The organism is Pseudoalteromonas sp. MMG033 (assembly GCF_057197785.1).
Genome location: NZ_CM170070.1, coordinates 2274766 through 2287307, shown reverse-complemented (window position 1 = coordinate 2287307; position 12542 = coordinate 2274766). Strand labels below are relative to the sequence as shown.

The following is a 12542-nucleotide window of genomic DNA, read 5'->3' as shown; positions in this document are numbered from 1 at the left end:
CTGTAATGCTGTTTCTATATACTCTACTGTGTGGCAAACAGCCAAAAAAATACTACTGACACTACATACCAAACACATGAAAATATAGCCGGAGCCAAGACAATACCTATCTGATATCGTTTTTTTCTAATTCCGATTTTGTTAAAAATAAACCGAATACCGACGACTATATAGATCAAAAAGACACCGTAGACAAGCAAGCTCAAAGCTCCTATACAGTGATTTAAATTTGGGTAGATTGTTAGCGCTTGATCATCAACCCAATGCCACAAGTATGTAAACCCTTTTAGGGGCAACACAATGACATAGTAATAACTTGCCGCAAAGTAATTAAATGGTAGCTCTAGATATTGCCAACGAACGACGGTATCCCATGCCCATTTTAATGCGAAAAGCACCGCTATAATTACTACTAAAAACACGCTTAATTCAGCTTTTAGTTGTTCCTCCCGCTGACTAACGATTCGGACTTCTTGCGCCATAATTCCTCCTTGAGAATACAGTTAATTGTCGCTCTAAACTTATATATGCGTTCATTTTAGGTGTTCACCTAAAAAATAAGTTTGCAGCATATTGCTCGTTAATATAAATATCGCATTGTTTATCAGACCCAAATAGCTGAGGGTCAATCTGGCACTTAGCGACTATTTTATGCTCTTTGTAAGAGCCTATTAAGTTTTTTGAATACATTGTTTCGTTATCGATTACCATCTCACCGTTGATGAAGACGCTCACATACCCACCAATTTCATTAGCTGAAACCGTGAGCTTTTCTCCACTAGATACTGTATAAACCTGACGTGCAGCATTGGTGGCGCACGCAGATAACATCAAAGCTGTGGTAACGAAAAATAATATAGAAAAAGGTTTTTTATACATAAACATGTCCTTGTTCGCGTTAAAAACGCTTTATTTTAAGTAATTGATATGTGTTCAGTCCTAAAATTTCTTTAAATATCCAAGAATGAACTTACGAGTTAAAAATCTAGCTTTCATAGGTATAACACCTATGGTACTTGAGTAATTATATCTCAATCTTTATGTTTCATTCTTTCTCTGTTAGTTAAATTTAATAATTCAAGCTCACGGGCCGCATCAGGATTATGCTCAAGCTCTGTTACCAAGTTCATCATTGACCCAGCAAGCTTATGAACTTTCTTTAATTTTATTCGGTGACAACCTGGATCGCTCTTCCAAATCATAAATAGGGCAACAAAAAAGTGAATATGGGACTCATATTCTTCGTCAGAAGTATGCTCTGACGACATTTCATCTGCAAAATCTTGCGCACTCATATAAACGGCGTCATGACCATCATGTTGATCATTATTCAGGCTTGCAAATAATGAAAGCCAAGCTTCATCTAACTTAAATATTGTTTTTGACATAACTTACTCCACTAAAATTTTCTGCGTAAATTGACAATGTCTATCAACTATTTTCTATACACTTTTTTGCAATTATCATCAGGCTATCTGTATAGCTAAAGCCATAACCGTAGCCATAACCACCAAACCCTTTATGTTCAGCCCCACCAGATGTAAGCTTACACTGATAATTGTATTTACCCGATATAATGGGTGTTATTGATACAACTTCATAGCCCTCTGTATTCAATAAATCTACTTGGCGAGCGACATCTTCACTCAGTCGCGCACTGTCAATAACACAATCCGAAACACCTGTTTTTACCCATTGTTTTTCTTTACGCGTAACTTCTTTTACCCCGCCAAATAAACTTTTTTTAACCTCACCAGTTGGTACTTTAACCGTTTTTACTTCGCCTACGTCAGCGAAGTACGCTGGTACATAAATTACTTTATTCAAGATCGCTCCTTGTTATGTTTTGTTGATTACCTCTTCTGCAAGCAGGCCTAATAAACTTATCAGATATACTTCACCTTACCTCAACTTTTTATAAAAACTTTTATAAAATGCTAATTTAAAAGGGCTTTTGTTTATTTTTTGTTGCAACAGAAAATTTCATCTGATAATTTACGGCAATCAATTAAGGAGGAGGTACAAAAGTGTGGTGAGTAGCGCAAGAAGGATCAAAACAGAAAATTTTAGAGTGTATGTTCAACGCTCTATGCGGCAACTTCGCAGAGAAAGAAACTGGACACAAGAACAATTGGGGAAAAAGCTCGGTGTAGATCAAGCTTCAATTAGCAACTACGAATCTGGGAAAACTGACATGACGTTTACCCAGCTTTTTGAGCTATTTCTCATTTTTGGCAAGGACTTGAGTAGTATTTTTGATTTAAAACCTTCGGCAGCAACTGAAGAAAAACAAAAAGAAGAAAAGGAGCAGTAGTTATGTATGATATTCACTCGATTTTTGACCATATTTTTCCATTGGTCGTGATTGTAAGTTTGTTCTTCAGTTGGAAGGTTGCAACTGCTAGGTGGTTTTTACTTTCTTATACAGCTGTTGTTGCGGTCAACCTGTTAACGTTGCATTTAACTATTCAATGGAATACTCATTACTACTTGTTCGATGCGTTGATCTCCATTGCCTTTCTGATACCAATAATTTATCGTAGGAATCTGGCACTGTTTCTCTATAATAAAACAGGCAATGAATTTTATCATTGTGTCTATAGAAAACAGACTCTCTCTGCACAGGAATGCATGATTGTACTCGTAGTTGCCTTCATGGTTTTTTTAAACCTTGTTACGTGGCTTGAGGTTCTTTCCTACAAGCATTATTGGATTGACAATGCCTTTATTAAGGTTTTCTTAAGAGACAATTTAATGCTGCTTCTTAAGGTTATTCTGTGCGGATGTTTTTTAACTTATTCAATTAAAGCAGAATCAAGGGAATTAAATTATGAAAACTCTCAGTTATAAGCATTTCTCAAAAGTCCAAGGGGGAGCAAATGCAAGCTCCCCAAGCTTACCACACAGAGCTCAATCAGTTGAGCTACCAGAGAATATTCAAATAACAACAGCTCCAAAGAGTAGTGAAAAGAACAACTAAGATATATTTCTCTACAAAAAGTAGATGTATTAGAGGAATTTGAACTTTAACAGCATTGAATAAAAACTTATGGAATATATTACTGATGGAGCTACTAGCTCCAAAGGTTTTCAGGAAATGTCTCAAACTATAAAACTTCCCTCATAATTATTTCTATTTTTGTCAGTAAGCGTGCAGAAGTGCGCTTACTATTATGAAAATTTACATTAAAAAATCTATACTCCCCTTATCTCAAGGGTAACCAATAACATCTGTTTCGCATTAAGTTTTGATAAAAATTAACGAGTGTTCCATTAGTATTGATATGAAAGTCAGGAAATTACAAAGTAACACTTTTGAACTTATTGACACCATAAAATCCATCCTTTACTCTCATAGTTTATGTTAAAAGGAGAGTAACTTTGTATAAAAATGATTTTATTGAAGCTGTTGAAAGAACAAATCGACTAGGCTTAACCCCGCCAGATATTGGTTCCTATGTGGAACAGAGTTTCCTTCAGAAGACAAACCCTGAACAACTCGCCTCCATCATATATGATGAATTTGGTCAATTAACTGCACAAGAGGTAGTAGCACAATGTTTATCGCTGCACTTTAGGCTAAAGCCGATATTTGAGGCATTTTTTAACTCCCCTGTTTTTTATACAATTGGCTATGTAGAGTTTGAAACATCAAGTAAGTTTAAGCAAACTGAAGCTTCGCTTGCAAGGCTGTTAAAAGAAGGGGCTCAGCAAGAAGTTAATATACATGCTTGGCTTACTCTACCATCAATGGAAGTACTTGATTTTAGTTTAGCGACTTCTTACGCAGTTTTGAATAACAGGCCTGAAGGTATAGGAACAGCAATTGCTGAACGGGCTGATAATTTAAAGGGTATGAGCTATAAACCTCTTGTTGTTGGTGAAGATTTTTTAATAAAGTCAAAAATACTCAGAGAATTTTAAATTTACTAATAATTGTAAAAGTGTCTAGCTCTGCCAAAAAGGATGTAATAAAAGCGGCTTTAGGTAGATACTTTTTAACCTCTAAGATTACCGATTCCTCATGCCCTTAGGCAAATGTTACGATATCAATTTTTTGATTATATTTTTTCACTCAGATATTCTTCTTATTTGTTAGTTACTAGCGGAAGTCAAAAATCGAATGGTCTCCAAGCGAATCGCTTTTATAAGCGAAAAAAGAAGATGAAAAATTCATTGATAAAAATTACTGAGAGTGATTTTCCTTGAGAAAGGTAGCTCTAATAGGTGTACTCCATAGGTGTTGAAGACGAGCAAGGCTTCATAATTTTACTAAGACTAGCAACCAAATTGCGAACTAAAAAATGAATAATGTACAATATGTAGTTGAAAAAATTGAGAAAGAAAGGAAATATTTAAGAAATGCTTACCTTGAACAACTAAGTATGCTCGTTAATAAAGGTGAAAAGCCCACTCTAGCCGAGTTAATAAAGTGTCAACAGTTGGGAGCTAATTTTTTTGATTTCGTAGAACAGAGTGTTGGTGACAGTGGTTTACTAGGTGCTCATGAAAATGGAAAATGGGTAACCGGATTCGCTGAAACTTGTTATGGGGATTTGGAAGTATTAGTAGAACACTTTATCTTTTTGAAAAGCTACGAAGATACTTTCAATGGCGCCTTAGCCCCCCCGCAACCCAATGCATACGCAAATATGCAAAGAATGGTGAAAGAATACCTTCAAAAAGATCAATGGCAAGAATTAAAAATAACTTTCGAAAGTAACTCATTACCTATAAAAGGTTTTAACTATAAAGGAGCTAATGATTTGAACACAACACCTAAATGGCAATTGATAACAGGGCTCATTACAGGGTTACTGTTTGCAATATTAATCCTTGGTGCAGTAGTTGTTATTCCCAACCCAACTGAGACACAGTTTTTTGTATTTAGGGGCTTGTTCGCTATTTCACTTGCAGCAATTGCTGCTATTATTCCCGGCTTACTAAATATTGAGTCGCGATTTCAAAAAGTAACTGTAAAAGCCACTGGCGCTATCGCTGTTTTTTTCGTAGTTTGGTCTCTCAACCCGCCTTCTTTAATAATAGGTTAAGAATCTATTTTAGAATTAGTGGTTACGCTTGCTTTAATAACGAAAGCAAGCTAACTAATTAATTTTTTAAACCTGAAGCTAACCTTAAAAGAGTCTTCAAATCAGAGTTATCCTGACCTTCTAAGCTCTTCTGCTCGAACGGGCCAATCACATCATAAACTATATTAAAGAGTTCGTTTACTGTGAGGCCTGATCCATACGCTTGTATTCTAGCTGAAATTTCAAGTAGTTCACTATTGGAGGGCGACCACTTCGTTATCTTTAGAATGCGCTCAAGTTCATTTTTTAGATTATATATAGACATAATTATTTACTGTTTGTAGCTAATCGAAGAAGGGTAACCAAATCAGAGTTGTCAGCACCAAGATAACCATGAGTGCCAGCTCCTGGACAATGTCTTTGTACAACTTCAAAAAGATCTCGTTCAGCAAGAATACGTCCTTGATTATGAAGAGCTTGAATATCTCTTTTAATAGCTGACAATTGAAGTTCATTTGGCTCTGATGGCGCAGTTCCAAACTTCAACTTTAACGCACGGGCTAACTGTTGGTCATTTATGTTCATAATTTATCCTTTCACGAAATTTAAAATAACTCTATATAGGCATAATTTAAAAAATAAAGGCTCATTCCTAAGAAGTTAGAAAATTTTTGAGTACTAGCAGCCTTGGTAATATCCACTTGCATTTCTGTACCTTTGAGTAAAATAATCACAACCAATACTTTTTAACTTACCGCTATGTGACCAAAACCTAGAAGTGTGCAGTTTTGACAAGAAAACATCGCGATTCAGCTTGAGCTTTTTCAGTCAACCAAGAGACTCAACCTTTCTGAAACCTACGAAGCAATTCCAAAAGATGTGTCGCCGAATGACCCGCTGATCACATGGATCAATGAAGGTGTAGCGGAATCCGTTGAAAGACCATTTACCATTGATGGCAAAGGGTTTATTGCAGAGATCTCACCTGCCAACTTTAAGAACAAGAAAAGTAAAAAATTTCAAAGCCATTTCCCGCATTTAAGAGAAGCACGTATTGAATATGCGATTATTTCAATGGCTTCAAAACAAGCGATGCAAATTCAATCTGACGGCGAAAATAACAAAGTGTTTTATCTCAAGACAACCTACTATCAAATCCAAAAAGAAATGATCAACGCCATCAACAAAGTCGAAAACAAAACACTGAAGCCGAACGATTGCCCTTACAACACTTCAAGCATACGTGAAGCATTAGAGATACTAAAACGTACTGATATCGCCGTGCGCAATGAAAGCGGCGAAAATCTGTATATTTTTAACCGCATCAAAGACATTTACATGGAGGATAAAAAAGTCGTCATAGAGCTTTGAAATATGATCACCAATTATATTCAAAGCGGCGACTGGAAAGCCTCAGACTCGGCCAGCATTGTTGCCTCTAAGTCTTACTACCTGATAAAACTAAGGGCATTACTTAACCTTAAGTTTCGCTATGCCAGTGAAAAGGCAACTTATAACCCATCACTTAACTATCTTATTGAAAAGATTCACTTCAACGAGCACAAAGAAAAGCGAATTACACTGCAAAAGATCACAAAGCTACTCGAAGCCATGCCAGAGATCAGCAAAGTAGAGATAAAGAAAAAGTACGAAGGCAGAAAAATCGCTGATGCGATCCTCAATATTTACCCTTCAAAACAATTTATCAGCATTATGATTGAAAACAACCAACTAACAAAACGTACTGAAAAAGCCTTTATTGCCGATGAGTCTGTAAAAGTAGAGCCGATGGCGTTTGAGTATGATTCCAGCGCAACATTTCATCGTAAAAAAACAGCCTACAATATAGAGAAGTGAAAAATGCTATTTGGCAACAAGAAAAAAATATTTCAATAACCCAAACCATGAGAACCCAAGACGCAAGACAAATTCCAATCACTGATTACCTAGAACGTATAGGCGCAAAATTTGCCCGTACTCAGCAAGGAACTAATGGCCTTGAGTACGTTTACCACAGCCCAACAAGATCAGATAGCAAACCCTCTTTGTGTGTAAACATTGAGAAAAATATTTGGTCAGATGTGCCTGTAGGCGCTGGCGGTCGCCTAATTGAATTAGTGTGCCATGTTCATAACTTGCCTGATAATGACGTTAAGAGCGCATTAGAGGTGCTTGATAGTATTTACCCGACTGTACATTCATTTTCAAATAAAGCTGCCCGTATAGTGGCAAATAATGTGCCTCCAACATTGTTTGACGCCTCAACACCAAGCATTGCCCCTACTACAAACGACGTGACTGGCTTAAATAAAAAATCAGCGGCAATAGAGGTGATAAAAGTACAAAATTTGTTTAGTTACCCTCTCAAGCAATACCTACAAAACGATAGGAAAATAAACCTCAACATCGCCAAAGGGTACGTACAAGAAGTTACGTGTCGCCTGATAGCATCAGGTAAACAGTTTTATTCTATTGGCTTTGCCAGTGGTAGCACCTTTGCAATTAGAAACAAAAACTTTAAAGGCTTTGCGGGGCTTGGCGTTGATATTAGTGTGTTTGATAAGGGCACTCGCAAAACCTTATTATTTGAGGGCTTTATCGACTTTCTTTCGTACCTAACCGCTAAGAACCTGCACACTCCTCCGTTTACAACCGTGGTGCTCAATAGTAGTGCCATGCTTGATAGGTTTGTTCAATTTGTTGCGCAACACCCAGCTATTACAGAGATAGACTATTTTAGAGATCGTGACGAACTCAACAACAAAACCACAGGGCTTGAAACCTTGGAACAGCTCAACAATTCGCTCAGCCACTTAAAAATAAATGATCTATCGAGTGCCTACCCAAACCACAAAGACCTGAATGAGTGGCTGATTGAGCATGTTAGCCATCAATAATTTTTCTTTTTTAAGCAAGTAGCCCCGCAGGGCATTTTTTGAATTTCATTTAACCACTGAATAAAACTTATGAATAAAACTTATTATTTACTGGTTATAAATAAGATTAAAAGGGTTAAAGAAAAGGTTAGAGGCAATAGATTACAATCGTGTATGCAGCACCAAGCCACAATAAATTTTGAAACGTACCTTCAACTCCTGCATTTACGTACTCCATACTCCTGTATTTAGCATTTTCAGTCTTAAATTTATGCTTAAAAATGCACAAACGTACCCCTGCTCCCTGTAACTTTTTTCAAAACGTAGCTAAACGTACCTTACCTCCCTGTATTTTTCTCGTGTGATCCGCTGAAACGTACCTTCAGCTCCTGTAATCAGTATAAAAAACCGCGCCAAAATGGGTGTGCGTACCCTGTGCCCCTGCATTTACGTACCCTGCACTCCTGTAAATTTTTGCGCTAGATTCGCACTTAAAATTTGCACAAATTTTAAACTCTCAGCTATGCTTGAAGTATGAGAGCAAGATTGCAAACTTCCGGAAATACGCTTCGCTACCGTTGTTTGCATCTTGTGGGGGGCTTCCCCCTCAACCCCCTTAAAAGCTCAGTATCGAGCCAATAATTTATTTTGCTAATAGACCTGTATGGACAGCCCAGAGCACAAAAAAGATTATCAAAAGCAGTACATGGCAGAGTTTAGAAAACACCATAAACGTGTGGAGTTAAACTTTACGCTGGCAGAGTATCGCGACTTTAAAAAGGCTGCTCAACAAGAAAAGCTCACCGTTAGCCAGACGGTAAAAAACATGGCAATGGCTTATCAGCAACAACAATACTTTATCCCAGCTGAGCTAAAAGAAAAGCTCGATACGCTACATTTTTTAATTCGTAATGTTGCCAACAATATTAATCAAATCGCGCACCGCTCAAACACCTTACAAGTTATGGTGCATGAAAACGAGTTATTGATGGAGCTGAAAAAGCTAGAAGATCTAGTCACCGAGTACACATTAAAAGGATTAAAAAAGTAACATGATAATTAAGTCAAAAAGCCGCAAAGTCGCAAACTTTGATCAGCTTTATGACTATATGAAAAAAGGAGCGGAAAAACATGACGGTGTGCATGTTTTTTCGAGAAATGTTTATACACACCAACGAGAGAAAATACTTCAGGAGTTTATCGATAACTCCTTGCTCTTTAAAAAACGAAAAAACAGCGTGTACCTGTATCACGAAATTATTTCGATTACACGTACCCAAGGCGTCAGTGTTGAAAAGCAACAGGACGCGCTTTTTCATATAGTGCAAGAGTATGTGGATCAAAGAGCAAACAAGAACCTTGTTTATGGGTATATGCACAACGATGCGCAAAATAATATCCACTTTCACCTTATGATTAGCTCTAATGAACGAGGGAGCAATAAAAATCTACGCTTGAGCAAACATGAATTTGATCGCGCAAAAAAACATTTAGAAACTTGGACAAATAAACACTACCCCGAATTGCAACAAGGGCTTGTGATCAACAAACAAGCTGGTAAGAAAACATCTCACAATGGGGCTGAATTAAAAAAACGTACGGGAAAAATGCCCGAACGAGAACGAGTAACCAAAGCGCTTGAACGCATCTTTATTCAATCGATTAATAAGCAGCAATTTTTTGAACGTTTAGCCGCTGAACATTTAGAAATTTATACCCGAGGTAAGGCCATCGGTTTTAAAGACACTGTAACTGACAGAAAGTACCGTCTTAAAACACTCGGCCTTGAGAGTCAATTTACCGCGATGAGTAAGCAAATAGAGCTGACCCAGCAACCGCAAATACAGGAGCAGAAACAGGAGTTTGCCAAAAAAGAAGCTACACTCAATAAAAGCTCAGAAAAACAAAAGCGTGATGTTTTGCCAGAGGAAAAGCAAGACAAAGCAAAAGAGCAGCTAAAGCAACATCGCAGCTCTCATAAAAATGCTGATAACGATGAGAAAAAGCACCGTTGAATTAGCGCCACCATTGAGCTTGTTAAAGCAAAGGTAAAGCGTATTTGTAATCAAGCGCTGGCGTTGGTGAAAGGCTCAAAGTTAAACAAACCGTGGAAACACAAATCAGATAAAGCCAAACAAACATTGCAACAGCATAGGCAATCGTTGTTATGAGCTAGAAAGTCAAAACAATATTCTATAACCAAGGAGGATGGATAAGATTATTATGGTGTTTAAAGCGATTGGCGCTTTTGCCTATAAGGCCATTGAGTACCTGATTAAAGGTAAAGTGCTCAACACCAAGCAAGGCTCTAAGCTGCTAAATAGTAGCGAGGCTAGCAGCTTTTTATCGCGCAGAAATAAAGGACTACTTATTGATGGCAATAACCGTTATTTATCGGTAACTGAAAGCTTTCAAAATGTATGCTTCACAGCCCGCGTGGGCGCTGGAAAAACCACTAAGTACATTATCAGTAACGTATTAGCCAAGGCAAACGACAACGTTTCGTTAGTTGTTCACGACCCCAAAGGCGAAGTGCATCAAGCTACATCAGGATATTTAAAAGCCAACGGCTACAACATTGTGGTATTTAACCCACATGATGTCAGCAAGTCTAATTTGTTCAACCCATTCACCGAAGCCAAAAATTTTGTCGAACTGGAATTAATAGCCGAAACCTTGATCTGGTCAGGAAACCCAAAAGAAGGAGACGCCTACTGGAACAACGGTGCAACACGTATTTTAGGTGCGCTGATAAAGTGCTTAAGCTTTGGTGATAAGAAGTATTTCAATTTACCTAACCTCTACCACCTATTACAAAATTTTGGTGCGCTTGGTGAGGGGTTGGATGATTGGATAGTTAATAATTGCTGGGATCCAAATTTTCCTGAAGACGAAACTGTACTGAACGAGTGGAAAGGCGCGTTAACAGGTAACAAAGAAGCAATTCAATCATTTGTTGGGATCTGCTTAACCGCTCTCAGGGCGTTGACTAATCGAGATATGCGTACCTTTTTTAGCAAGTCCGACTATGACCTCTCACGCCTAAGAAAAGAAAAAACCATCATTTATTTTTGTACGCCGCCAGAGCACCAAAAATATTACTCATTCGCGACCTCGTTGTTCTTTCGTAGCGTGTTCAATGAGTGTATGCGTAATCATCATTTGGATGGCAATTCATTACCTGTTTATATTCTATATGATGAGTTTGGAAATAGTTACGTGAGTGATTTTGTTTCAGTTGCTAACACTATCAGGGGGTATGGTGTATCGCTTTCAATAATTTTGCAGTCTATCTCTCAATTGTCGATGCGCTACGGACAAAAAACCGCTGAATCAATCCAAGGCGCGTTTAACACCAATATTTGTTTAAGCAGCTCAGATCTCGTAACCGCTGAGTATTTTTCCAAGCTATCAGGACGTGTACGAGAAAGACAAGTCGCCGAGTTTACCGATACCCATGACAACTACAGAGAATACAACTTGCTTAACTCTGACGAAGTCAGAACCATGCTCGATAACGAAGCATTATTGATATGTAAAAATCGATACCCCGTTAAATTGACCGTAACACCTTATTATCAAAACAGACGATTTAAAAAAGCAGCGAGCTTTCCGCCAATTATTAGCAATCATGGCAACCGCTGCATTAACCCAAAACTGGTGAGGTTGTAATGGAGTTTTACTTGTTTGGCGTACACTTCACGGGTGACTTGCTATTTTACCTTGGGCTGATCTTCGCTTGTGGATTTGTCTTTGGCTGGTTTTGCCGTAAAGGGAATATTTTTTGGTGTTTGGTAGGCTTGCTTATCTTTTACCCCATGATGCAATTTGCAATGGCGGTTGATACTTGGTTTATCACTATTCCTTTTGTAGCTGGCTTTTTAGTACATACAGGCAAGCCCTTATATCGGAGACTGTTTCAATAATGACCACGGTTTTATTTTTTACGGTGTTTGTAGCTATTATGGGCTTCATTTTTGGCAAATGCTGCAAAGGTGGTAATCCATTTCTTATCTTTATTGGGTTAGCCGTCTCATTAGTGCCTGTAGGTTCAACGTTAGTTACTGAAGATCAAAACTGGTATTTTATCCCTTATTTACTGGGCTTTTTATACGTTTACACCAATCCTTTTTATTGGCTCATCGATGCGTTCTCTGAAGTAAAACTCTGCTATCAACTCGCAAAAGCTAAAAGTGAACAAAGCCAAGCTCAATACCAAGATGACATAAAGCAAGCAGAGCAAGGTATAAAAGCCCAAGCTGAAGAACTCCGCAGACAAAAAGCTCAAGCCGAGGAAGAAATAAGGCGCGCCAGTGAAGAACTCAGACGCAAGCAAGAAGCCTTTCAGCGGCAACAAAGCCAACAACAATCGAACAACAGCTCAAGCCAATCACAATTTGATTCTACGGGGTTAATCCGCGCAAATTCGAGGACGCTTGCTCAATTCTTGGCGTTCATGCTGGCAGCAGCCTAGCTGAGTTTAAAAAAGCTTATCGTCATTTATCAAACTTATTTCATCCCGACAAACTAGATAAGTTTGACGGGATTTTAAAACAACAGGCGAAAGAAAACGCCAAGCTAATCAACATTGCATGGGAGACAATTCAGAGAAAGTTGAAGTAGTACTGAACTGGTT

The 12542-nt window shown here is 37.9% G+C and carries 18 protein-coding genes; 13 read left to right on the top strand and 5 right to left on the bottom strand.

Annotated elements, in window-relative coordinates:
* Positions 1–23: 23 nt before the first annotated feature.
* The 4 genes from AC2CZC_RS10090 to AC2CZC_RS10075 all read right to left on the bottom strand — a co-directional run bounded on the left by AC2CZC_RS10090 (position 24) and on the right by AC2CZC_RS10075 (position 1827).
* Entirely contained in the window at positions 24–482 is a 459-nt protein-coding gene (locus AC2CZC_RS10090) for a hypothetical protein (RefSeq protein WP_484584722.1), read from the bottom strand.
* Positions 483–546: 64 nt separating this feature from the next.
* Entirely contained in the window at positions 547–879 is a 333-nt protein-coding gene (locus AC2CZC_RS10085) for a hypothetical protein (protein ID WP_484584721.1), read from the bottom strand.
* Positions 880–1031: 152 nt separating this feature from the next.
* The gene (locus tag AC2CZC_RS10080; RefSeq protein WP_484584720.1) at positions 1032–1388 is read right to left on the bottom strand and encodes a hypothetical protein; all 357 of its coding nucleotides are present in this window, start codon (positions 1386–1388) and stop codon (positions 1032–1034) included.
* 43 nt (positions 1389–1431) lie between these two features.
* Positions 1432–1827 carry a hypothetical protein gene (locus AC2CZC_RS10075; protein WP_484584719.1) on the bottom strand — a complete coding sequence of 132 codons (396 nt, stop codon included), beginning with the start codon at positions 1825–1827 and terminating at the stop codon, positions 1432–1434.
* A 202-nt stretch (positions 1828–2029) separates the two neighbouring features.
* On the opposite strand from AC2CZC_RS10075, the gene AC2CZC_RS10070 reads away from it, so the two are divergent.
* From AC2CZC_RS10070 to AC2CZC_RS10055, 4 genes are all read left to right on the top strand, one after another.
* A complete protein-coding gene (locus AC2CZC_RS10070; RefSeq protein ID WP_484584718.1) occupies positions 2030–2314 on the top strand; it encodes a helix-turn-helix transcriptional regulator in 285 nt (94 codons plus the stop codon).
* A 2-nt stretch (positions 2315–2316) separates the two neighbouring features.
* A complete protein-coding gene (locus AC2CZC_RS10065) occupies positions 2317–2850 on the top strand; it encodes a hypothetical protein (protein WP_484584717.1) in 534 nt (177 codons plus the stop codon).
* Between the two features lie 531 nt (positions 2851–3381).
* Positions 3382–3924: a hypothetical protein gene (locus AC2CZC_RS10060; RefSeq protein WP_484584716.1), complete on the top strand. Its 543-nt coding sequence runs from the start codon at positions 3382–3384 to the stop codon at positions 3922–3924.
* 380 nt (positions 3925–4304) lie between these two features.
* Positions 4305–5051 carry a hypothetical protein gene (locus tag AC2CZC_RS10055; protein ID WP_484584715.1) on the top strand — a complete coding sequence of 249 codons (747 nt, stop codon included), beginning with the start codon at positions 4305–4307 and terminating at the stop codon, positions 5049–5051.
* Between the two features lie 306 nt (positions 5052–5357).
* On the opposite strand, the gene AC2CZC_RS10050 is transcribed toward AC2CZC_RS10055, so the two are convergent.
* Positions 5358–5615: a hypothetical protein gene (locus AC2CZC_RS10050; protein ID WP_484584714.1), complete on the bottom strand. Its 258-nt coding sequence runs from the start codon at positions 5613–5615 to the stop codon at positions 5358–5360.
* Between the two features lie 294 nt (positions 5616–5909).
* Between AC2CZC_RS10050 and AC2CZC_RS10045 the strand changes: the two genes are divergently transcribed.
* The 9 genes from AC2CZC_RS10045 (at position 5910) to AC2CZC_RS10005 (ending at position 12529) form a co-directional block, all read left to right on the top strand.
* Complete coding sequence (locus tag AC2CZC_RS10045; RefSeq protein WP_484584713.1) at positions 5910–6401, top strand: hypothetical protein; 492 nt, start codon at positions 5910–5912, stop codon at positions 6399–6401.
* A 3-nt stretch (positions 6402–6404) separates the two neighbouring features.
* The gene (locus AC2CZC_RS10040) at positions 6405–6887 is read left to right on the top strand and encodes a hypothetical protein (protein ID WP_484584712.1); all 483 of its coding nucleotides are present in this window, start codon (positions 6405–6407) and stop codon (positions 6885–6887) included.
* Positions 6884–7927, top strand: a complete 1044-nt coding sequence (locus AC2CZC_RS10035) for a toprim domain-containing protein (RefSeq protein ID WP_484584711.1) — start codon at positions 6884–6886, stop codon at positions 7925–7927. Before AC2CZC_RS10040 ends, AC2CZC_RS10035 begins: the two co-directional genes overlap by 4 nt.
* Before the next feature lie 643 nt (positions 7928–8570).
* On the top strand, positions 8571–8957 hold the full coding sequence (mobC, locus tag AC2CZC_RS10030; RefSeq protein WP_484584710.1) for a plasmid mobilization relaxosome protein MobC: 387 nt from the start codon (positions 8571–8573) through the stop codon (positions 8955–8957).
* Between the two features lies 1 nt (position 8958).
* The gene (locus tag AC2CZC_RS10025; protein ID WP_484584709.1) at positions 8959–9921 is read left to right on the top strand and encodes a relaxase/mobilization nuclease domain-containing protein; all 963 of its coding nucleotides are present in this window, start codon (positions 8959–8961) and stop codon (positions 9919–9921) included.
* Between the two features lie 193 nt (positions 9922–10114).
* Positions 10115–11578: a type IV secretory system conjugative DNA transfer family protein gene (locus AC2CZC_RS10020; RefSeq protein ID WP_484584708.1), complete on the top strand. Its 1464-nt coding sequence runs from the start codon at positions 10115–10117 to the stop codon at positions 11576–11578.
* A complete protein-coding gene (locus tag AC2CZC_RS10015; RefSeq protein WP_484584707.1) occupies positions 11578–11832 on the top strand; it encodes a hypothetical protein in 255 nt (84 codons plus the stop codon). The genes AC2CZC_RS10020 and AC2CZC_RS10015 overlap by 1 nt, the downstream gene beginning before the upstream one ends.
* A complete protein-coding gene (locus tag AC2CZC_RS10010; protein ID WP_484584706.1) occupies positions 11832–12380 on the top strand; it encodes an OmpH family outer membrane protein in 549 nt (182 codons plus the stop codon). The genes AC2CZC_RS10015 and AC2CZC_RS10010 overlap by 1 nt, the downstream gene beginning before the upstream one ends.
* Positions 12350–12529 carry a J domain-containing protein gene (locus AC2CZC_RS10005; protein WP_484584871.1) on the top strand — a complete coding sequence of 60 codons (180 nt, stop codon included), beginning with the start codon at positions 12350–12352 and terminating at the stop codon, positions 12527–12529. The genes AC2CZC_RS10010 and AC2CZC_RS10005 overlap by 31 nt, the downstream gene beginning before the upstream one ends.
* Positions 12530–12542 lie beyond the last annotated feature (13 nt).